The organism is Pseudomonas sp. IT-P395, from assembly GCF_949767675.1.
GTDB lineage: Bacteria > Pseudomonadota > Gammaproteobacteria > Pseudomonadales > Pseudomonadaceae > Aquipseudomonas.
In genome coordinates, this window is record NZ_CATKPW010000022.1 from 417,015 (window position 1) to 436,502 (window position 19,488).

The following is a 19,488-nucleotide window of genomic DNA, read 5'->3' on the forward strand; positions in this document are numbered from 1 at the left end:
CGTGCCGGTGCTTGTTAAAATCTTGGAAGAGTGGGTTCTCCCCGAACATCGCCGGCGGTCACTTGGGCGATAGTGGAACTGATAAGGCTAAGTCGACCGCCGCCAAGGGAGACTGCGATGCGAGGGAAGTCATCTTCCAAGGCGGGATCCAGTTCTTTGAGCCATCCCGGGAATGCCGCGGTGCGAATGAGTCGTATAGTTTTTCCCTTCACCTCGATCTCGCCTGACATAAGCTCCTGAACCATCCGCAAGTTTGAGCCGCCTCCTGTCAGGATCACTGCCAAGTCATCGTGACTGGCTGCGCCCACCCAGCTGTCATCAATCTCTTCCAACATTTCTGTTACGCACTTGCGCAACTCTGATTTGAAGCTTTTTACCGGCTCCAGCTCATCAAGCTCATGCACTTTGATGTCCACGGCCTGTCCGTCAAGCAAGACGACGGTCAAGGACTCACTGTTGAATAACGACTCTTTGTATTCGCGAATCGAGAGGGCAAGGTTGCTGCGGATGGAAACATTACGAGGATTATCGTGCTTGATGCCTGCCTTAAGCATGATCAGTTCGGTCAATGCGCGATCCAGATAGTTGCCCGCCAAAGGAATGCCCCTAGCTGCGCCTTTAGCCTCTACGGCCTGCCGAATACCTGCCTCGGCATCAGCATGCAATCGATACAGGCTAACGTCACTTGTTCCTGCGCCAATATCAACAATGAGTGTGAGCCGGCGAATGTTGCTCTCACTACTCAACAATGCATTAGCGACTCCTAAAGGTTCGGTCAGAGCTTGGGTGACGAAATCATATTGCCTCGAAGTCTCGCGCAGCTGTCTCACGGCCTGGGTAAAGTCTTTGACTGGTAGGCCCGTGTGCACACTAAGAGCAAATGTATCTGCGAGGACCTGCGCTTCACCTAATAGTCTTCGAAGCTCGCGCTCGACCTCTCGGCTCTGAGTTTTTTCGAAGCATGGCATAGCAAATCGTCGTTCTATATTGCGTAATACGCCATGTTTTGATGCGACCTGATTCACGGTCCAGGTCATGAACATCAAATATGCCAAAAGGACATCGCCGCCTGTGAGTGGTAGAGGCGTGGGGTTAAAAATGGGAGTAAGCGTTGTTTGAATCGCGCTTTCAGACAGGTACCGCTTCACATTGTCGATGCGTCTTCTTTCGCCGTTTCTACCCTCAACGGCGGAGTGCTCTACGGCTTTGTTGCCGAACCAGAGGAGGCCTTCGTTATCGATGTACAACGAGGAGATGAGCATGGTGTCGCTCACTTCATGCTGATCACCCGGTATGCCCAGTTCAAGAACATGAATCTCTTCTATATCGTCGTCATCAAGATCGTTCATGACCAGCGTGGCTTTTGACATCGCCGTACCGAAATCTAGGCAAAGCCGCTCCTTGGACGAAGGCTTTGGCAAATCAAAAATGCTCAAGTCAAGCTCAATCGGGAAGTCCTCTTGCTCAACCATTTGCTCAGCAGGGTCGACTGGGTTCGGCGCCGGGGATACAGGAAGGACTGGCAGGGAGGTCGGATGGACTTGAGCAGGGTTATTACCCTCGAGGAGTGCCAGCGCAAAGTGCAGTGCGGCAAGCTCCCCATCGGTGATGACGCCGGTTAGCTCAAATTGCTCGACGTCTTTGGGCTTGATACGGCGCAGCAAATTCTTGAGAAGGATCTTCGCTTCGGTACGGTCCATCGTTTCTCTTCCTTATATCAGCTCAAAGGTTCAACTCGCGGTTTGACGAGTGTTTTTATGTTTCCACCGAAATCTTTAAGTACGCCATCGCGAGTTACCTTCACCTCGCGCACGCCGTGAGTTGTATCGCTTAGCAGCTCATGCTGAAGCGGGTTGAACTCGACGACCATTCCCTTCAAATCAGTAGTGCTAAGTTTGCGCATCCTTGCTAATAGGCCCACTTTCCGGGCGATTTCCGAATATCCAGCGGCTGCTTTTATGCCGTTGGTTGACATAACAGAATCGGAAATATCGATCATGGGAACGATCGAGTGCTGAAGGAAAAGCATGAAAGGTTTGGCGCTTTCCACCTCAATCAGAAGTTCTCCGATCATTTGGTCTTCGTTATTGCCAACTTTATGGGTGGTCTGACGGCTGTTGCTTACTGATCCGCCCGCAAGCCACCATTGACGAATGTCGGGGTCGAGTTCTAAAGCTTTACCGAAATGACGCTCCATGTCGTTTAACATTTGAGCCTTCGATTGATACATGAGTTGAATCAATTCGAGCAGCGTTTTGTCAGTCTTTCCTTGTCTGGCGAGCACAAGTGCTGATTCACGTAGGCACATGGTGAGCGCTTGGCGGTTTTTTGAGAACGGTAGGAAATGAATCCAACGCGCCCGGCCGAGGACCACTTTTGCGCGGCTCAGCATTTGATAGGTTTCAGTAAGCATGGCGTGCGAAAACCGTAGCTCAATGAAGCGCAGAAGAATGTCTATACCGTCATCCACGATATTGAACAGTAGCGTTTCATCAACGTCTCTGATGTCACCGGCAAGAAGGGCTGCAACCCACTTAGCCAGAGCTTCGCCTGGCCTTTCCCCCAAATCTTGACTGCGACCACGCATGACTTCCGCCCAGCCAGAGCTTATTCGCCTAGCTTTGCGAAGTCTCGATTCGGCGTTGGAGATGCCTGAAAGGTTTTCGAGCGCTGAACAGTGAGTGACCAGTGCTTCAGCTGCGGTGGGGCAACTGTTGAGCGCAAACTCAATCAGGGACTTGCGGGCTTTCTCCGCAGTATCGACGTTCACTGATTCTTCAAATGCATAGGGCGCCCAAATGGCGCTGCTCATCTGAGAGAGGCTCTGTGCTGCGTAAAACTTGCCATCACCGTCTAATGTGGAGGCTTCCAAGGGCGGCAAGCTTCCTGCAGGAACCAGCATCGGCAACGTTTTAGCAATTTCATTTTCACGGCCTCGCGCTACGGCAGAAAGTCTCCCAAGCAACGCCAACACCAGCAGCCCGGCATTTTCTGATTCTGCCTCGGTGTTAGCGAGCTCCGTTACCTTCTTGAGAATCGTATTAAGGCGTTCCTCTTTGATCAGCGCTTGAATCTGTTGCTGGGCCATACTCGCGGTGAGTCTACCGTCGAGTTCGACAAGTGTTTTGGCCGCCCAGATATCTTTAATGGCTGCTACCGGCGTCTTTTTTGAAAGGTTTTTCTCACGGTCCATCGAAACCTCTAATCGGAGCTTCAATCAGGGTCTAGCAACATTTCAACGCGCCTCCTGACCCATTCTGAAAGACACCCGACGATGTGATCAGCAGGTGCTCATTGAATGCTTACCCAGGTATTTTGAGATTCGTTAACTTGTTACGAAACTATGAAAAGCCATTTTTCCAACGATGATCGGATAGCCTTTTTTGAGAATACTCGTCAAGAAGGCCTTGCGCCACTATGGATCGTGATCCAATCCTTACTATCAAATTCGTATGTAGCGAGCAGGTCGATGCTGCTTAGGCGAGATATACATGGCTCTATGACCCGGACAGATAACGGACCCGCAACGTCAACAGAGCATAGTTCGGCGTTTCTAACGAATTGCAGATAATGAAGAAAAATATTGGATTGCTGGTGTGGAAGATGGAAAGGGACATGGTCGTTCCTTGAGCTGAATCGGGGGCCGCTTCCTGCGGGTTTTTGAAGGGTAGTCTGGGGAGAGGGCGTTGGTCGGACAGTTTTAAGGGCGAACTTTCACTGGATGTTGCTGAAGGCACTAATCCTCAGGCATAAAAAAAACCGCCTGTTTGGCGGTCATTTTTGCGGTACTCAGGTTCCACCACCGGCGAGCCAACCATCGGGCTCCATTTCCTTGCCATAGGTCGCGGCCACTTTCAGAAAATGCCGCTGACTGGCTGAAACTCTGTCCGGCAAACCGAGTTCCTCGGTACCCGGTTTGGAAACCCGTGCCGGTTGGGTTTTCTGCTTCTTCTGCTTCATAAACACCTCACGTGCCGGGATGCTTGATTCGATCTTATTGGTCGTCCAATGGAAAGACAAGGCGACCGGTTGTATCAAAATAAAATCCCAGCGTTTGATAGTAAGGGATGGCACCTGAATCTGGCTCTTGTACTTCGATTTGTGTGCACCCCAGCTTCCGGGCGTAGAACTCTGTTGTCAGCAATGCCATCGGAGCGATCCAGCCCCGCAAGGTATTCGTCTTGCAGGTGTGTCCCTGCAAAAGGACGATTTTCATGCAGATCGTGCTTCTTCGCGGCGTTGCGTAGCACAGTCCGCACAGTTCTTCTTCGTACCAGAACGCCAAGTCCAGCCCTTTTGCATCTTTGGTCTTCCAGTCCAAAACAGCGTCCCATGGATACCCAACGGGGCCGGTCCACTGGTGGAATGCGTTGATTGCTACTGGAGTAATCGGATCGATCCTGAGTGATAGAGCATCAACTCCAGCTGCCAGGGCTTCTGGGTCCATGGACATTGTTTGATGTGCGAGTTTTCGGGATTCAGATTTGAGTGTCTGATTTCGAAGTTCGGTACCTTTGCCTTTTCTTCGCATCGTCTTGTTCTGTGGGATCAATCTGCAGACGATATCGAAGGCATTGATGCTTACGTAATCAGACGTAGGGGACGGTCCTCGTAGGACTGTGCTTGCGTTAGTGAAGGACGTTGGAGATGGCCAGTTCAGGGTGTGAGAGGGCGGAGAGGCAAGACTTTATACCGGCATGGATGAGGGTTTTGCGCTGCTCTCGATCTTAAATGAGCTTTGACTCCTGAGCGGTACTGAAGGATCCTCACGTTCGAGGACTGCAACTGCGCATTCGTCGGGACTGGGCACCAGCAAAAGCTCCCCCGCATTTTTGGCAGCAGAGAAAGCTGGTTTCTCTGAAGTAGTGACGACGGGCTAGCCTGTCGGATTCTGAACCCAAGGCCGTAAAGCCAGGAGCTAAAGAATCGCTGCGACTATTCCTCCGAACAAAAAAAGGCGTCCTATGGACGCCTTTTTTATTTTTCACTCAGGACCTTCTACCGGCCAGCGCGCCGCTTGGCTCAAGCGCTGGCCCACATGTAACAGCAACTTCAATAAATCGCCGTTGGTTGGCTGACATATCCCCAGCCAAACGGAGTGCTTCGAGGTGCAAATCAACAAACTGAAATAGCTTTTCCTTCCTCTTCTTATCCTTCACAGATACCTCCATTTTGATGGGCGTATTTCGTTTGCCAATGTAATGACATGCGTAAGGGCTGCGTAACTGGGCGCAGACTCTGATGTTTGTAGGGCAATGCCCTAATAGTTGTAGGACGTCGGCGAAAGGGTTTCGACGGTCTTGTATCGCGGAGTCGGATGCTCCAGTTTGGCCACTCAACGCAGCCTCTGGAGGCGAACAATGGACCGCAATGGTATGCGCCCGATTCATCCGGGCGAGGTTCTGAGTAAGGAATTCATGGAGCCGTTGGGCATGACTGTCATGCCATGCCCACGAAATGGCCCGAAAGTGAGATCGAAAAGCTTGTGAAATGCCAGCTCAGGATCTGCGCCGATCTGGCAATCAGCCTTGCCTCTCATCTCAACACTACGCCTGAGTTCTGGATGAATCTGCAATCGACTTACGATTTGCGCAGGGTCCAGCTCCGGCATGCGGGTTTATAGCGATTGCAGCATCCGCGAAGCCCTTTTCCACCATGGCCCCGTCATTGGGCGCTTGGTCTGTTCCCGTTCCACCACCATCAACGGCACATCCTGCAGCCGTATCCACGGCTGGTTATTCCAGTGCAACAAACTCAACGACATATCCGGCCAACTGAGCAGGCTCAGGTGTGGGCGTTCGCTTGTGGTGGGATGTTGGGCGTCGCGCAGGGTAGGGATGACCTGGTGGGTGATCCATTCCCGCAGGGCTCGGTATTCGGGGCAGTAGTGGTAGACGAGGAGGGCGTAGATGCCGGATTCGCTGATCAGCAGGGCGTTTTCGATCTGGTTGTGGATCAAGGTTTTGCGGGTTTGGTATTGGTCGTGGTCGAGTTTTCGCAGCATGCGTTCGTTGAGGTAGATGTGCAGCAGGCGACTCAGGTCTCGGGCGCAGAACCAGGGTTGGTTCTGGATGAGGAGGGCGTGGAGGGGGAGTTTGTGGCGGGTGAAGATGTAGGGCTTTAAATAGGTTTCTTCCATGGTGCAGTTCTCGAATTCGAATGAAGAAAACTGCCTCTGATCGTCGCCAAACGATAGGGGTGGCAGCTATGCGCAGGTTGGCGAACCGGTGAATCCGGAACCGGCAGACCCTAAGGTCTCCCACGCACAGCCGCCATAATTCGAGATGGGAAAAGTCCCAGGGTCGAACTTGGTCGCAATGCGTCGAACTCTATCCAGGTCGCCAAACCCGCTGCTGAACATTCAGCATCGGGTGAGCTTAGAAACCTGGGCTTTTCGGCGCAATCGGACGGCGGTCATTCAGGTTGTAGGACGTTGCCGGGATGGTTGAAGGGCTGGAGATCAAAAGATCGCAGCCTTCGGCAGCTCCTACAGGGGGCGCGGATTATTCCGCGGGCGGCGTCAGCTTCGCTTCCATCTCGGCAACCTTGGCTTCAAGGCTCTCAAGGCGTGCGCGAGTACGCGCCAACACAACCATCTGACTATCAAACTCTTCACGGCTGACCAGGTCGAGTTTGCTGAAGGCACTCTGCAGCAGCATCTTGAACTGGCTTTCGATTTCGGCTTTCGGCAGCGGGGTGTCGCCGTTGAACAGGCGGGAGGCGGTGCCGCTCAGGGCATCGAGGAAGTCTTTGGGCGCGAGCATGGTGGATGTCCTGGAAACAATGGCCGGCAGTGTATCACGCAGTGTCTATAGTCAATCTCGTGGTCAGGGATGCACGCTTTTCGCGCAGGCGGACGGATGGCGGCGCACCGTTGTTGTGCGTATCCGGATGGCGTTTTGCACGGGATGCCTTGCGGCAGCGGCCAAGGGATTGAAATCAGGGGATTTTGGCGAGATGGCAAGGTTTCTGCTTAGTCACCTTCGACCCATGCACTGATGCAGTCGCTGTGACGAATGCAGTGCGGCAGACGGAGCGGGGAGTTTCGTCAGCAGCGGTTAGCTGGCGTCAGTCGGGCAGGTAAGGCCGACGATGCGTTACAAAGCCAGGCACTGCGCTTAGACTTGAGTCGGGTTTGTTTTCCTGGGGCAAGTCCACCAATTCGGGAGAGAGTTTCATGAAGCTAGTCACTGCCATCATCAAGCCGTTCAAGTTGGACGACGTGCGCGAGTCGCTGTCCGAAATCGGCGTGCAGGGCATTACCGTTACTGAAGTCAAAGGCTTCGGCCGGCAGAAGGGTCACACCGAGCTGTATCGCGGCGCGGAATATGTGGTCGATTTTCTGCCCAAGGTGAAAATCGACGTGGCCATCGACGACAAGGATCTGGATCGGGTGATCGAGGCGATCACCAAGGCGGCCAACACCGGCAAGATCGGTGACGGCAAGATCTTCGTGGTCAATCTGGAACAGGCGATTCGCATCCGTACCGGCGAAACCGATACCGACGCGATTTAAACGCCGCCACAAACCCCAACGCCCCAGGAGAAAACAATATGACTCTGCGTAAATTCGCAGGGCTAGGAGCCCTGTTGTCCATCGTAATGCCAAGCCTTGCAATGGCGGCAGACGAAGTGGCGGCCCCAGTCCTCAATTCCGGCGACACTGCCTGGATGCTCACCTCGACGGCACTCGTGCTGTTCATGACCATCCCCGGCCTGGCGCTGTTCTACGGCGGCATGGTTCGCTCGAAAAACATTCTTTCCGTGATGATGCAGTGCTTCGCCATTACCGGTCTGATCAGCATCCTGTGGGTCATTTATGGCTACAGCATTGCGTTCGACACCACCGGCATGGAGCAGGGCGTCGTCAACTTCAACTCGTTCTTCGGCGGCATGGGCAAGGCGTTCCTCGCCGGTGTCACGCCTTCGAGCCTGACCGGCCCAGCGGCTTTGTTCCCTGAGGCGGTGTTCATCACCTTCCAGATGACCTTCGCGATCATCACTCCGGCGCTGATCGTCGGTGCGTTCGCCGAGCGGATGAAGTTCTCCGCGATGCTGATCTTCATGGGCATCTGGTTCACTCTGGTTTACGCACCGATCGCGCACATGGTCTGGTCCGGCAACGGCGGTCTGATGTGGGACTGGGGCGTACTCGACTTCGCGGGCGGCACCGTGGTGCACATCAACGCCGGTGTCGCCGGTCTGATTGCCTGCCTGGTGCTGGGCAAGCGTAAAGGCTTCCCGACCACCCCGATGGCTCCGCACAATCTGGGTTACACCCTGATGGGCGCGGCGATGCTGTGGGTCGGCTGGTTCGGCTTCAACGCCGGCTCCGCTGCGGCGGCCAACGGCACCGCCGGTATGGCGATGCTGGTCACTCAGATTGCTACCGCTGCTGCGGCACTGGGCTGGATGTTTGCCGAGTGGGTCACCCACGGCAAGCCAAGCGCACTGGGTATCGCATCGGGTGTGGTTGCCGGTCTGGTCGCGATTACTCCGGCTGCCGGCACCGTGGGCCCGATGGGCGCACTGGTGATCGGTCTGGCCGCAGGCGTGGTGTGCTTCTTCTGCGCCACCACCCTGAAACGCAAACTCGGTTATGACGATTCCCTGGACGCGTTCGGCGTGCACGGTATCGGCGGTATCCTCGGCGCGATCCTCACCGGTGTGTTCGCAGCTCCGGCTCTGGGTGGCTTCGGCACCGTCACCGATATCGGTGCGCAAGTCTGGATTCAGGTCAAAGGCGTGGGCTTCACGGTGATCTACACCGCGATCGTCACCTTCATCATCCTCAAGGTCCTCGACGCCGTCATGGGTCTGCGTGTGACCGAGGAAGAAGAGTCGGTTGGCCTCGATCTGGCACAACACAACGAACGCGGCTACAACCTGTAAGTACGCGCATTAAAAAATTTGCCCGGTTCGCCGGGCATTTTTTTGTCTGGAATTTGTCGCAGAGAGAGCAGCTGAAAGGATTTTTCGTACGGCTTTGGTCGTGTTTACGACGAGCGTTTTTCTGCGGCCAATGGCTTACATCATTGCAGGATTATTAGGGCCTTTGTTTTTTCCCAGAGCGCGCTAGAATGCGCCCCGAACGTGCGGAGAACTGTATGTGGCAACAGACTCTGATAACCCTGCGGGCACGGCCCCGGGGCTTTCATCTGGTAACGGACGAGTTACTCGCGGGGCTGCCTGAACTCAGGGAGTGTCGGGTCGGTCTGTTGCATTTGTGGCTGCAGCATACCTCGGCGTCGTTGACCATCAACGAGAACGCCGATCCGGCGGTACGTCGCGACTTCGAACGATTTTTCAATCGTCTGATCCCACAAGGAACAGACGGCTATGAGCATAACGACGAAGGCCTGGACGACCTCCCGGCGCACTTCAAGGCCAGCGTGCTTGGCTGCCAGATCAGTCTGCCGGTTTCGGCAGGCCGCCTGGCACTGGGGACCTGGCAAGGCGTTTATCTGGGCGAGCACCGTGATCATGGCGGTGCTCGAAAAGTCCTCGCCACCTTGCACGGTGAAGGGGCATAAACCGTTGGTCACCAATGGTTACTGATTTTTTAACGGCGACTTTCGACAGTTGCCAAAGCTGGTCTATAACTAATCTGCTTTTCGCAAGTCATGAGGTAGAACATGAGCGACGATGATCTGGAAAACGACGACCTCGAAGTAGGCGACGAAGACGAGGCCGAGGAAGGTCTGGAAGCAGCAGCGGAAGACGTTGCTGACGACGATGGTGGCGACGATACGCCGGCCCCTGCTGCCAAAGGCAAAGCCAAGGCTGCGGTGTCGGTAGACGAGTTGCCGAGCATTGAAGCCAAGAACAAGGAGCGCGACGCCCTGGCCAAGGCCATGGAAGAGTTCCTGTCGCGCGGCGGAAAAGTGCAGGAAGTGGAGGCCAATGTGGTCGCCGATCCGCCGAAGAAGCCAGACAACAAGTACGGTAGCCGCCCTATCTGAGGCGTGCCGCTGGCTTGCTGAAAAGGCCCGCCGTCGCTGCGGGCTTTTTCATGGGTGATGAAAAGATCAAAAGATCGCAGCCTTCGGCAGCTCCTACATTGGAATGCGTTTCCCTGTAGGAGCTGCCGAAGGCTGCGATCTTTTCAGCGGTTCCAGCGCGCAAGAACGGCTGGCAAATCGCTCAGGCTACGAATCTCGGCATCCGGCAAGCGATCCGCTTCCCAGGCCTTGCCCGCCGGGTTGAACCATATCGCCCGCAACCCCGCCTGCTGTGCCCCGGCAATGTCATCGCCCGGATGATCACCGATGTGCACAGCGGTTTCGGCGGTGGCGCCACCGCGTTGCAGAGCCTCATGAAAAAGCCGCGCATCCGGTTTGGCGATGCCGATATCTTCCGCGCAAAGCGCAAACTTGAAGTAGTCCGCCAGACCCAATCGACGCACATCAGCATTGCCATTGGTGACCACGCCAAGCGCATAGTGATTGGCGAGAATCTCCAGCACGGGTTCGACTTCAGGGAACACTTCGATCTGATGCCGCGCATGCAGAAACACTTCAAAGCCCTTGTCGGCCAGATCGGATGCCTCGCCATGGGCGTACCCGGCGTCTTCCATCGCATGAAACAACACCCGCCGCCGAAGCGCACTGATGCGATGTTTCAACCCCGGCTCACTGGTCAACACCCGCTCACGAATCGCCCACAAATGCTCCACCGGCACCGCGCCCAGATTCGGCGCATGTTCGCTCAGCCATTCGCGCAATATCGCTTCGGCACTGACGATCACCGGGGCGGTGTCCCACAAGGTGTCGTCGAGGTCGAAGGTGATCAACTGGATGCTCATGAATCGTCGCCTTTCATGCGTTTGGCCCGTGGGTGGGCGCTGTCGTAGACCGCCGCCAGGTGCTGGAAGTCCAGGTGGGTGTAGATCTGCGTGGTCTTGATATCTGAGTGGCCGAGCAGTTCCTGCACGGCGCGCAGGTCCTGCGAGGATTCCAGCAAGTGGCTGGCGAAGGAGTGGCGCAGCATGTGCGGGTGCAGGTTCTGTCCCAGTTCTCGTTCGCCGGCCAGTTTGACCCGCACCTGAATCGCTCGTGGACCGAGGCGTCGGCCTTGCTGGCTGACGAATACGGCGTCGTCTGCGGGGTTGGTCATGGCCCGTAACGGTAGCCATTGTTCCAGTGCTTCGCGGGCCTTTTTACCCACCGGCAGCAGTCGGGTCTTGCTGCCCTTGCCGAGCACTTGAACCATACCGTCAGCAAGATCCAGCTGATCAAGATTGAGCCCGGTCAGTTCGGAAAGGCGCAGGCCGGAGGAATAGAACAACTCCAGAATCGCCTGATCGCGCCGCGCAAGAAAATCATCCTCGACCGCACCTTCAAGCAGTTGCAGCGCACGGTCAGTGTCGAGGGTTTTCGGCAGGCGACGCTCACCTTTCGGCGGCGCCAGACCGGTCGCCGGATCGTGGTCGCAAAGGCCTTCGCGGTTGAGGTAGTGATAGAGCCCACGCACCGCCGACAGCAGCCGCGCGAGGCTGCGCGAGGATTGGCCTTGCGCATGCAGACGAGCGATCAGGCTGCGCAGGCGCTGAATATCCAGCGCCGCCCAACTGCCGATGTTTTGCTTCACGCACCAGCCAAGGACTTTATCGAGGTCGCGGCGGTAGGCCGACAGGGTGTGCGGCGACACCTGTCGCTCACTGCGCAGGTGTTCGCAGTAAGCGTCCAGTTGCCGTTCCATGTTCAGCGTACCGAGCGCAGGGAGCTGTTGACCCGTGGCAGCACGCGGCCCATGACTTCGGCGATGTAGCTGAGGAACAGCGTGCCCACCGAACTCTTGTAGTGCTGCGGATCACGGCTGGCGATCGCCAGAATGCCGTGAATGCCTTGATGGCTGACCGCGACGACAGCGGTGGAACCGATCTGCTTGCGCTGCTCTTCGCCGAAGAGGAAGTCCAGTTCATGCTCACGCAGGCTGCCGCTGACGCTTTTGCCTTCGGTGAGCAGGCCGCCGATGGCGACTTGCGCGTCAGCGTGAGTGACCCAGCGGCCAACCGGTGCCGGGTTATCGCCAAGCAAAATAAGGCTGACAAAAGGCACCTGGAAATCCTGGCGCAGACTGTCTTCGACGCTGATCACCACGTCTTCCAGGCTGCTGGCGTCCATCAGGGACAGGATCAAGCGACGAGTCTTGTCGAACAGGCGATCGTTGTCGCGGGCGACGTCCATCAAATGCGAGAGGCGGTGACGCATCTCGATGTTGCGGTCGCGCAGGATAGTCATCTGCCGCTCGACCAAGGACACGGTGTCACCGCGCTGGTGAGGAATGCGCAAGGCGGGCAGCAATTCCTGGTGCTCGACGAAGAAGTCCGGATGAGCCTCCAGGTATGCGGCAACCGCTGCCGCCTCCAGGCTCTCGGACGCTGATTCGTCGGACTGTCGGGCGGGTACCTGAGGCTTATCGGTCATGGTTTCTGCTCACTCAAAGACGTACTTGTCCTTCGTATACACGCACTGCCGGACCGGTCATCAGCACCGGTTGACCAGGGCCAGCCCATTCAATGGACAGACGCCCGCCAGGCAGGTCGATCAATAGCGGCGAATCCATCCACCCCTGGCTGATCGCAGCGACAGCCGCTGCACACGCACCGGTACCGCAGGCCTGGGTTTCCCCGGCGCCACGTTCCCACACGCGCAGTTGCGCGCGGTTGCGGTCGATGACCTGGAGAAAACCGACATTGACCCGCGCCGGGAAGCGCGGGTGGTGTTCGATTTTCGGCCCCAGTTCATGCACCGGTGCACTGTTGATGTCTTGCACGCGCAATACGGCGTGCGGGTTGCCCATCGACACGGCGGCCAGCTCGACCGTGGTGCCGTCGACTTCCAGCTGATAGCTGGTCGCCTGGGCGGGTGCTTCGAACGGAATGTCCGCCGGCACCAGACGCGGGGCGCCCATGTTCACACCGATCTGGCCGTCGTTACGCACGTCCAGTTCGATGATGCCGCCCTTGGTCTCGACGCGGATCTGCCGTTTGGCGGTCAGACGCTTGTCGAGCACGAAACGGGCGAAGCAGCGCGCACCGTTGCCGCACTGCTCAACTTCGGATCCGTCGGAGTTGAAGATCCGATAACGGAAATCCACGTCCGGGTTGCTCGGCGCCTCGACGATCAGCAATTGGTCGAAGCCAATGCCAGTGTGGCGGTCGCCCCATTGCTTGGCGTGCTTTGGCTGAATATGCGCGTGCTGGCTGACCAGGTCGAGAACCATGAAGTCATTGCCCAAGCCGTGCATTTTAGTAAAACGCAGCAGCATGGGTTACTCCGGCAGCAGGCTTTCGCCGGCAAACAGCTCAGCCACGGTTTCGCGGCGGCGCACTTCAAAAACCTGGTCACCGTCTACCAGCACTTCAGCGGCACGGCCGCGGGTGTTGTAGTTGGAACTCATCACGAAACCGTAGGCACCCGCCGAATGCACGGCCAGCAGATCGCCTTCGGCCAAGGCCAATTCGCGATCCTTGGCGAGGAAGTCGCCGGTTTCGCAGATCGGGCCGACGATGTCGTATTTGCGCGCAGCGGAGTCACGCGGTTTGACCGCGGTAACGTCCATCCACGCCTGATACAGCGCCGGGCGGATCAGGTCGTTCATCGCCGCGTCGACGATGGCAAAATCTTTGTGCTCGGTGTGCTTGAGGTACTCGACCTGAGTCAGCAGCACGCCAGCATTGGCAACGATGAAACGGCCTGGCTCGAACACCAGCGCCAGATCACGACCGTTCAGACGCTCGCGCACAGCTTTGATGTAGTCGGCAGCCAGCGGCGGCTCTTCATCGCGATAACGCACGCCCAAACCGCCGCCGAGATCGATGTGGCGCAGGTGAATGCCGCAATCGCCAAGGCGGTCGACCAGATCCAGCAGGCGATCGAGGGCATCGAGGAACGGTGGCAGCGTGGTCAGTTGCGAACCGATGTGGCAGTCGACGCCGACCACTTCGAGGTTCGGCAGATGCGCGGCGCGCACGTACACGTCTTCGGCGTCGGCGATGGCGATGCCGAACTTGTTCTCTTTGAGACCGGTGGAAATGTACGGGTGGGTGCCGGCATCGACGTCCGGGTTCACCCGCAGCGACACCGGTGCGCGAACGCCCAGTTCGGCTGCAACCACTTGCAGGCGCTCGAGCTCATCGGTGGATTCGACGTTGAAGCAGTGCACGCCGACTTCCAGTGCGCGACGCATGTCGTCACGGGTCTTGCCGACACCGGAGAAGACGATCTTGTCAGCGCTGCCGCCAGCGGCGAGTACGCGTTCCAGCTCGCCACGGGAAACGATGTCGAAACCGGCGCCGAGACGGGCCAGGACATTCAGTACGCCGAGGTTGGAGTTGGCTTTGACCGCAAAGCAGACCAGATGCGGCATGCCGGCCAACGCATCGGCATAAGCCAGATACTGAGCCTCGATGTGCGCGCGCGAGTAGACGTAAGTGGGCGTGCCGAAGCGGTCGGCGATGGCGGACAGCGCCACACCTTCCGCGAACAGCTCCCCGCCACGGTAGTTAAAAGCGTCCATGGCGATCCCTTATTGGTAAACGTCGTGCTTGTGTGCTTTGGACGGCTGCTTCTGCGAAGACTGGGCTTGCTCGGCCGGGTCCTGATCGTCATCCGGCAGGTACAGCGGGCCTTTTTGACCACAGGCCGAAACGAGGCAGGCAACCGCGACGAGCGCAGCAAGGGAAGAGATCAGGCGCTTCATGGCGAAATCCTTGAAAATGCGTTAATTGCGCCGGAGTATACCGGCCACCCGGCAGCTTGCCTATGCGAGGGGGTTCCCGTCCGGCGGGGCTTGCCCAAAGCTGCCCGAACCGCCGCAATACCTTGTAGGAGTGAGCCTGCTCGCGATCGCGGTGTGTCAGCCAGCGATAATGTTGGATGTGCCGGCCATTCGCGAGCAGGCTCGCACCCACAGGGTTCGGTGTTGATGGGCCGGCAGGTGCTTGGTCGTTAATCTTTGCAATCGGCCGGAAGCGTCCGTATCTTTCGGCGCTTGAGCCTGATCAGACATTTTTTGAGGTTGCCGCAATGAGTTTGTCCGAAGCCCGTTTTCACGATCTGGTCGATGAAACCCAGGAAAAACTGGAAGACATCTTTGACGAAAGCGATCTGGATATCGACATGGAGAACTCGGCCGGTGTGCTCACCGTCAAGTTCGAAAACGGCTCGCAGCTGATCTTCAGCCGCCAGGAGCCGCTGCGTCAGCTGTGGCTGGCGGCGGTGTCCGGTGGTTTCCACTTCGACTACGACGAAGAAAGCGAGCGCTGGATGTGCGACAAGAGCGAAGAGCAATTGGGCGAAATGCTCGAGCGCATCGTCAAGCAGCAGGCTGGCGCCGAATTCGACTTCGAAGGTCTGTGATTCCGTGACTGACACCGCTCCCGTTCGTCCACCGAAGCCGCTTTACAGCAACATCAGCCCGGCCGTGCCCTCGCCGTGCAGCGGTGTGTGCCGGCTGGATGAGCACAAGGTCTGCCTCGGCTGCTTCCGCCATGTCGAAGACATTCGCGAATGGCGCTCGGCGGACGACCAGCGGCGACGGGTAATTTGCGCGCAGGCGTCGCAGCGCAAACAGTGCGGCGGGGCGTGACTTGTATATTTTTTGAGCTGTGATAGTGTCCGAACACGCCTCAACCCATCGAGGCCTGGTGAAAACCCCGTCTTTTTTGGCGGGGTTTTGCTTTTTTTGTGTGCAGAAGAAAGGAGTCTGCCCGGATCATGACCGCACCTTCCATCACCCTTACCCGTCTGGACGTGCAACGTCTGGAGCGCCTGATCGACAGCCTGGATGACACGCTGCCGGGCGTGATTGCGCTGCAAACCGAGCTGGATCGCGCCGACACCGTGGTTGGCCACGATGAAGTGCCCGCCGATGTCGTGACGATGAATTCCCGCGTGCATTGCCGTGAAGAAGGCAGTGGCAAGGACTACCACCTGACGCTGGTCTATCCCAAGGATGCCAACGCCGATGAAGGCAAGATTTCCATTCTGGCACCCGTCGGCAGCGCACTGCTGGGCCTGAAAGTCGGTCAACACATCGACTGGCCGGCCCCGGGTGGCAAGACCCTCAAACTGACCTTGCTGGAAGTTGAATCGCAACCGGCCAACGGTGGCGCGTTCCCCGAGTAATCCGCCTCAGACCTGTTCGAGTGCCTCGTTCAGGGCGCGCTCCAGGTCAGCCTTGTAGCGCAAATACAGATTGCTTGAACTCTGCCCGTCACCGAGCAGGCCTGAAAGGTCGAGGTCGGTGATGTAGCAGCGATAGCGTTCGCTTTCGCGGCGCTGCTCGACGATCTCCCGGGCGACCACGCTGAACAGCTGGTCGCCATGTTCCAGCTCACTGAACTCCCGTTGATTGCAATACAGGGTGACCTGCACCTCGCCCGGTGCGGCTTTGCCGACGATCGCCTGCACGTCGTAAAACGGCTTGTTCACCGGCGTCTGCGGTGCCGGTCGCGATTCGACCCGTCGTGCGCGCCCCGGACCCGAAGGCAATAACTGGTAATACAAAGTTTCGAGGCGGCCGTCGGGACCGGCGTCCATCGGTAGCACGGCTTCGCGGCGGAACAGGATCGATTGCAGAAAGCGCTGCAATGGCACCAACAGACTTTGCTCATCGTGATAGGGCAAATGTTGCTGCCACAGCGCGTTGAACTCATCCAGCACGTACAACTCGGCCTGCTGCTCGGTGATCCGGTAGAACACTTGAATGCATTCCGGCTGACCCATCGGCAGGATCAATGCGAGGTCGTGATCTTCCAGTGCCATCGGATCCAGATGCAGCGGACTGTAGCGCGGCTGTTCTTCACCGAGGTAATCGAGCAGGGCGGGCAACGTGGCGAGGGCGACATGGTTGACCTGGCCCGGCACCAACTCCAGCACGTGATAGTGCTGCTGCACCTGAATCAGGTAGCGGTGGTTCAACTCGCTGAGCAGCAGGTTCTGCGCGGTGTCGACGATTTCTTCGACGCGACGGGCAATGAATTGCGCGCGGTTGTGGCAGAAACAACGCACCTTCAGCGACGGCTGTAGCGGCCCACGCGGCAGATTGTTGAGGTAATCGCGCAGGCAATCGAGCAGGGCGTGCGGGCCGTCGAAGCGATTGACCAGCACTTCGTTCCAGCTGTTGAGCGTGACCTGATCCAGCGTCAGCACGAGGTTTTCGCGCACGCCGGCGTAACTCAGCGAGTCGGTGCGCTCGGTGGTCATCAGGATGTTGAGGTCGCGGTGATGCTTGAGTGGATCAATCCCGACGTTGACCAGCATAAGCACTTCGCTCGGCACCGCTGCACGCAGCAACGGCTCTTCTGCGACGGTGGGCAAGGGCAGGGCAATGCACTGTTGCAGGCTGCCGAGCAGGTTGAACAGTTCGAACTCGCTCAGGTCGCTGGTGCCGGGATGCAGGGCCAGGCGGGTGCTGCTGTCGATCACACCGTTGCGGTGGCACCAGGTCAACAGCTCGAGTAACTCGCGGCTGCGCTTGATCGGCGCGAAGTGTTCCCACTCCAGTGCCGTAAGGCTGCCGTTATACAGGCCCCACTGGGTTTGCCCCGGTTCCTTTTTGTTGCGCGACTGCACCAGGGTCAGGGTGTCTTCGGCCAGATCCGGGGCGATGCCGGGATTGATGAATTCGACCTTGTCAGCCTTGCGTTCGAAGGCAGCATAGAGCCGGCGCCCGAGTACGTTGAGGTCACGCTTGTTGATCAGGCTGACGGTCTGCTCGGTGCGGGCGAATTGGGTCAGGAAGCGATAGCTGTAGTTCAGCTCGTTGACCAGCGCGCGGCGTTCGGCGCTGACCTGGCGGACTTTCCATTGGCTGCGGCTGTCGAGCAGGGTCAATTGCCGCTGATCCCAATGCCATTCACTGGCCAGTCTTTCCAGCAATGAACGCTGCCAGCTCTGGGTGCGGCTGTTGCCGGTGAGCTTGCGGTTGACCTTCAGGTACAGCGCGCGGCGCACCAGTTCCAGGCGTTCCGGTTCGTTGCGCGCGGTGAGGTATTCCTCGATGCGCCGGTACACGACCATGTACGGGTCCAGCTCATCCAGATCCAGTTGGTTGGCGAACACGGCTTTTTTAAAGCGCAGGCTCAGACACTGCACCTGCGGGTGTTCGCTGGCGTAAACCTCGGTCAGCAGCAGTTTGAGCACCGATTTGTAGGGTGATTCGATGCCTTTGAACAGCTGCCACAATCCGGCGCCGATGAACTCGCCCGGTGGAATGGTCGCCAGATGGCCGAGGTCCACGGTTTCGTCGGCACGGATGAAGCGCTTCGACAGCAGGGTGTGGGTATAAAGGTCGTAGGCGGTTTCTTCGTAAACCGGCACCAGCCACCAGATCGGCGTGCGCCCGGCCAGCCAGATTGCAGTGCGATAAAACTCGTCAAGCAGCAGATAGTGCTGGGTGGTGCCGCAGTTTTCCGAACTGAGCTGGGTGTCGCGTTCGCCTTTGACGAAGCGCACCGGGTCGATCAGAAAGAAATGCGCCTCAGCACCCTGGCTCGCGGCCCAGGCTTCCAGTAACTGACATTTCTTGCTCAGTTCGGCGAGTTCACCTTCGCTCAAGTCAGGCGCGTGGCAGACCCATACGTCCATGTCACTCTGATCGGCCTGCGCCAGCGTGCCGAGGCTGCCCATCAAGAACAGGCCATGAATCGGTCGCGGCGGATTGCTGCCGTGGCGCGGCTTGTAGGAGAACGAACGCGTCAGACGCTGTGCCTCGGTCAGCACGTTGGCGTCCGGCTCGTAGTTCGACAGGCCGGCTGGCGTACTGCCCGAGACATAACCCGGCAACAGCGGATGATTGACATGGAAGAACAGCGGCAACAGCGTCAGCACGCTCTGCTGGCGTGTCGACAAGCCTTCGAGGGCGCGGCCGAGGCGGCCTTCATTGAGTTTGAGAAAGCGCGCGCGTAGCTGGCTGAGGACCTTGCGGTCGATGCCTTCGTCCAGGTCGGGGCGGATTTCGTGGGTGCGCGTCATGTCAGCTCAAACCGGCTCGCAAGCTCGGACGAAGAGGGTCTCGGAATGGGAGGCAGTTTAGCCTTTGCGCAGCGGGACTTTTAAGCTGAATTTGTTTTTTGACGTCAGATTTCTATCGCGGATGACCGGGCAGGCCCGCGGAAATCCCGTGGCAGGAGTTCCCGTGGGCAAAGTCAGGGGGAATCAGGCGGTTTCTTGCTCTCTCAGAATGGTCAGCACGGTTTGCACATTCTGTGCGGCGTCGCGACCGAGGCTGGTCAGATACCCGCCATCGGGCTGATCGGTGAGTTCTTTTTCGAAGAGGCGTTTGGCGGCAGCAATGTGTTTCGGGGCAGCGGTCTGATGAATTTTCAGACCTTCCTGGGAACTGTCCAGGTTGAAGAGTGCGAGGACTTCCAGTTCGGCAACCAACTCAGGGGTAAGCGACATAAGGACTCCAGACTTTCTAGGAATTGGACGACAGCGTCCCTAAGGTGAACCCGCTTTTGCGGCATGTCCAGTGCTC

21 protein-coding genes are annotated in these 19,488 nt (G+C 57.7%); 7 read left to right on the forward strand and 14 right to left on the reverse strand.

Translation table 11 applies throughout. From position 1 onward, the window contains the following. Positions 1-14: 14 nt before the first annotated feature. From ACM6IN_RS17145 to ACM6IN_RS17170, 6 genes are all read right to left on the reverse strand, one after another. Positions 15-1,700: a hypothetical protein gene (locus ACM6IN_RS17145; RefSeq protein ID WP_414916422.1), complete on the reverse strand. Its 1,686-nt coding sequence runs from the start codon at positions 1,698-1,700 to the stop codon at positions 15-17. A 17-nt stretch (positions 1,701-1,717) separates the two neighbouring features. Then, positions 1,718-3,193 (reverse strand): hypothetical protein, encoded by a 1,476-nt coding sequence (locus ACM6IN_RS17150; RefSeq protein WP_258708977.1) that lies wholly within the window; start codon positions 3,191-3,193, stop codon positions 1,718-1,720. Positions 3,194-3,789: 596 nt separating this feature from the next. Further along, entirely contained in the window at positions 3,790-3,960 is a 171-nt protein-coding gene (locus ACM6IN_RS17155; RefSeq protein ID WP_163004674.1) for a hypothetical protein, read from the reverse strand. A gap of 34 nt (positions 3,961-3,994) precedes the next feature. Further along, positions 3,995-4,447, reverse strand: a complete 453-nt coding sequence (locus ACM6IN_RS17160) for an N-acetyltransferase (RefSeq protein WP_224794712.1) — start codon at positions 4,445-4,447, stop codon at positions 3,995-3,997. Positions 4,448-5,617: 1,170 nt separating this feature from the next. Then, a complete protein-coding gene (locus ACM6IN_RS17165) occupies positions 5,618-6,139 on the reverse strand; it encodes a Bro-N domain-containing protein (protein ID WP_414916423.1) in 522 nt (173 codons plus the stop codon). Between the two features lie 364 nt (positions 6,140-6,503). Further along, entirely contained in the window at positions 6,504-6,764 is a 261-nt protein-coding gene (locus ACM6IN_RS17170; RefSeq protein ID WP_008086041.1) for an accessory factor UbiK family protein, read from the reverse strand. 413 nt (positions 6,765-7,177) lie between these two features. Between ACM6IN_RS17170 and glnK the strand changes: the two genes are divergently transcribed. From glnK to sutA, 4 genes are all read left to right on the forward strand, one after another. Further along, positions 7,178-7,516: a P-II family nitrogen regulator gene (gene glnK, locus ACM6IN_RS17175; protein ID WP_002555808.1), complete on the forward strand. Its 339-nt coding sequence runs from the start codon at positions 7,178-7,180 to the stop codon at positions 7,514-7,516. A 38-nt stretch (positions 7,517-7,554) separates the two neighbouring features. Next, the gene (locus tag ACM6IN_RS17180; RefSeq protein ID WP_007920417.1) at positions 7,555-8,892 is read left to right on the forward strand and encodes an ammonium transporter; all 1,338 of its coding nucleotides are present in this window, start codon (positions 7,555-7,557) and stop codon (positions 8,890-8,892) included. A gap of 215 nt (positions 8,893-9,107) precedes the next feature. Beyond that, complete coding sequence (locus ACM6IN_RS17185; protein ID WP_007920418.1) at positions 9,108-9,533, forward strand: secondary thiamine-phosphate synthase enzyme YjbQ; 426 nt, start codon at positions 9,108-9,110, stop codon at positions 9,531-9,533. Between the two features lie 102 nt (positions 9,534-9,635). After that, positions 9,636-9,962 (forward strand): transcriptional regulator SutA, encoded by a 327-nt coding sequence (sutA, locus tag ACM6IN_RS17190; protein ID WP_007920420.1) that lies wholly within the window; start codon positions 9,636-9,638, stop codon positions 9,960-9,962. 143 nt (positions 9,963-10,105) lie between these two features. Here sutA and ACM6IN_RS17195 read toward each other — a convergent pair whose 3' ends face one another. From ACM6IN_RS17195 to lptM, 6 genes are read right to left on the reverse strand one after another with little or no spacing between them, the layout of a single operon-like run. Then, positions 10,106-10,804: an HAD family hydrolase gene (locus tag ACM6IN_RS17195; protein WP_414916424.1), complete on the reverse strand. Its 699-nt coding sequence runs from the start codon at positions 10,802-10,804 to the stop codon at positions 10,106-10,108. Further along, complete coding sequence (xerC, locus tag ACM6IN_RS17200; RefSeq protein ID WP_007950060.1) at positions 10,801-11,700, reverse strand: tyrosine recombinase XerC; 900 nt, start codon at positions 11,698-11,700, stop codon at positions 10,801-10,803. Before xerC ends, ACM6IN_RS17195 begins: the two co-directional genes overlap by 4 nt. A 2-nt stretch (positions 11,701-11,702) precedes the next feature. Next, positions 11,703-12,428, reverse strand: a complete 726-nt coding sequence (locus tag ACM6IN_RS17205; RefSeq protein WP_007911092.1) for a DUF484 family protein — start codon at positions 12,426-12,428, stop codon at positions 11,703-11,705. Between the two features lie 13 nt (positions 12,429-12,441). Further along, entirely contained in the window at positions 12,442-13,272 is an 831-nt protein-coding gene (gene dapF, locus ACM6IN_RS17210) for a diaminopimelate epimerase (RefSeq protein ID WP_007911094.1), read from the reverse strand. A gap of 3 nt (positions 13,273-13,275) precedes the next feature. After that, a complete protein-coding gene (gene lysA / locus ACM6IN_RS17215) occupies positions 13,276-14,523 on the reverse strand; it encodes a diaminopimelate decarboxylase (protein ID WP_007911096.1) in 1,248 nt (415 codons plus the stop codon). A 9-nt stretch (positions 14,524-14,532) separates the two neighbouring features. Then, positions 14,533-14,706, reverse strand: a complete 174-nt coding sequence (gene lptM / locus ACM6IN_RS17220) for an LPS translocon maturation chaperone LptM (protein ID WP_007911098.1) — start codon at positions 14,704-14,706, stop codon at positions 14,533-14,535. A 326-nt stretch (positions 14,707-15,032) separates the two neighbouring features. Between lptM and cyaY the strand changes: the two genes are divergently transcribed. The 3 genes from cyaY to rnk all read left to right on the forward strand — a co-directional run bounded on the left by cyaY (position 15,033) and on the right by rnk (position 16,133). Next, positions 15,033-15,365 (forward strand): iron donor protein CyaY, encoded by a 333-nt coding sequence (gene cyaY, locus ACM6IN_RS17225; protein ID WP_007911100.1) that lies wholly within the window; start codon positions 15,033-15,035, stop codon positions 15,363-15,365. A gap of 4 nt (positions 15,366-15,369) precedes the next feature. Further along, on the forward strand, positions 15,370-15,594 hold the full coding sequence (locus ACM6IN_RS17230; RefSeq protein WP_081498736.1) for a DUF1289 domain-containing protein: 225 nt from the start codon (positions 15,370-15,372) through the stop codon (positions 15,592-15,594). A 128-nt stretch (positions 15,595-15,722) separates the two neighbouring features. After that, on the forward strand, positions 15,723-16,133 hold the full coding sequence (gene rnk, locus ACM6IN_RS17235; protein WP_007911103.1) for a nucleoside diphosphate kinase regulator: 411 nt from the start codon (positions 15,723-15,725) through the stop codon (positions 16,131-16,133). Between the two features lie 6 nt (positions 16,134-16,139). Here the strand turns inward: rnk and ACM6IN_RS17240 are convergent, their stop codons facing one another. Both ACM6IN_RS17240 and ACM6IN_RS17245 read right to left on the reverse strand, forming a co-directional pair. Continuing rightward, positions 16,140-18,983, reverse strand: a complete 2,844-nt coding sequence (locus ACM6IN_RS17240; protein ID WP_007950059.1) for a class I adenylate cyclase — start codon at positions 18,981-18,983, stop codon at positions 16,140-16,142. Between the two features lie 183 nt (positions 18,984-19,166). Continuing rightward, positions 19,167-19,412 carry a TIGR02647 family protein gene (locus tag ACM6IN_RS17245; protein WP_003229392.1) on the reverse strand — a complete coding sequence of 82 codons (246 nt, stop codon included), beginning with the start codon at positions 19,410-19,412 and terminating at the stop codon, positions 19,167-19,169. Between the last annotated feature and the right edge of the window lie 76 nt (positions 19,413-19,488).

Bases quoted from the DNA above. Each gene is read 5' to 3' on its own strand.
- ACM6IN_RS17145 (WP_414916422.1), bottom strand. From the start codon at position 1,700: ATGGACCGTACCGAAGCGAAGATCCTTCTCAAGAATTTGCTGCGCCGT.
- lptM (WP_007911098.1), bottom strand. From the start codon at position 14,706: ATGAAGCGCCTGATCTCTTCCCTTGCTGCGCTCGTCGCGGTTGCCTGC.
- rnk (WP_007911103.1), top strand. From the start codon at position 15,723: ATGACCGCACCTTCCATCACCCTTACCCGTCTGGACGTGCAACGTCTG.
- ACM6IN_RS17170 (WP_008086041.1), bottom strand. From the start codon at position 6,764: ATGCTCGCGCCCAAAGACTTCCTCGATGCCCTGAGCGGCACCGCCTCC.
- dapF (WP_007911094.1), bottom strand. From the start codon at position 13,272: ATGCTGCTGCGTTTTACTAAAATGCACGGCTTGGGCAATGACTTCATG.
- ACM6IN_RS17185 (WP_007920418.1), top strand. From the start codon at position 9,108: ATGTGGCAACAGACTCTGATAACCCTGCGGGCACGGCCCCGGGGCTTT.
- ACM6IN_RS17205 (WP_007911092.1), bottom strand. From the start codon at position 12,428: ATGACCGATAAGCCTCAGGTACCCGCCCGACAGTCCGACGAATCAGCG.
- cyaY (WP_007911100.1), top strand. From the start codon at position 15,033: ATGAGTTTGTCCGAAGCCCGTTTTCACGATCTGGTCGATGAAACCCAG.
- ACM6IN_RS17165 (WP_414916423.1), bottom strand. From the start codon at position 6,139: ATGGAAGAAACCTATTTAAAGCCCTACATCTTCACCCGCCACAAACTC.
- ACM6IN_RS17155 (WP_163004674.1), bottom strand. From the start codon at position 3,960: ATGAAGCAGAAGAAGCAGAAAACCCAACCGGCACGGGTTTCCAAACCG.
- sutA (WP_007920420.1), top strand. From the start codon at position 9,636: ATGAGCGACGATGATCTGGAAAACGACGACCTCGAAGTAGGCGACGAA.
- ACM6IN_RS17240 (WP_007950059.1), bottom strand. From the start codon at position 18,983: ATGACGCGCACCCACGAAATCCGCCCCGACCTGGACGAAGGCATCGAC.
- ACM6IN_RS17245 (WP_003229392.1), bottom strand. From the start codon at position 19,412: ATGTCGCTTACCCCTGAGTTGGTTGCCGAACTGGAAGTCCTCGCACTC.
- ACM6IN_RS17180 (WP_007920417.1), top strand. From the start codon at position 7,555: ATGACTCTGCGTAAATTCGCAGGGCTAGGAGCCCTGTTGTCCATCGTA.
- glnK (WP_002555808.1), top strand. From the start codon at position 7,178: ATGAAGCTAGTCACTGCCATCATCAAGCCGTTCAAGTTGGACGACGTG.
- ACM6IN_RS17160 (WP_224794712.1), bottom strand. From the start codon at position 4,447: ATGGACCCAGAAGCCCTGGCAGCTGGAGTTGATGCTCTATCACTCAGG.
- xerC (WP_007950060.1), bottom strand. From the start codon at position 11,700: ATGGAACGGCAACTGGACGCTTACTGCGAACACCTGCGCAGTGAGCGA.
- lysA (WP_007911096.1), bottom strand. From the start codon at position 14,523: ATGGACGCTTTTAACTACCGTGGCGGGGAGCTGTTCGCGGAAGGTGTG.
- ACM6IN_RS17195 (WP_414916424.1), bottom strand. From the start codon at position 10,804: ATGAGCATCCAGTTGATCACCTTCGACCTCGACGACACCTTGTGGGAC.
- ACM6IN_RS17150 (WP_258708977.1), bottom strand. From the start codon at position 3,193: ATGGACCGTGAGAAAAACCTTTCAAAAAAGACGCCGGTAGCAGCCATT.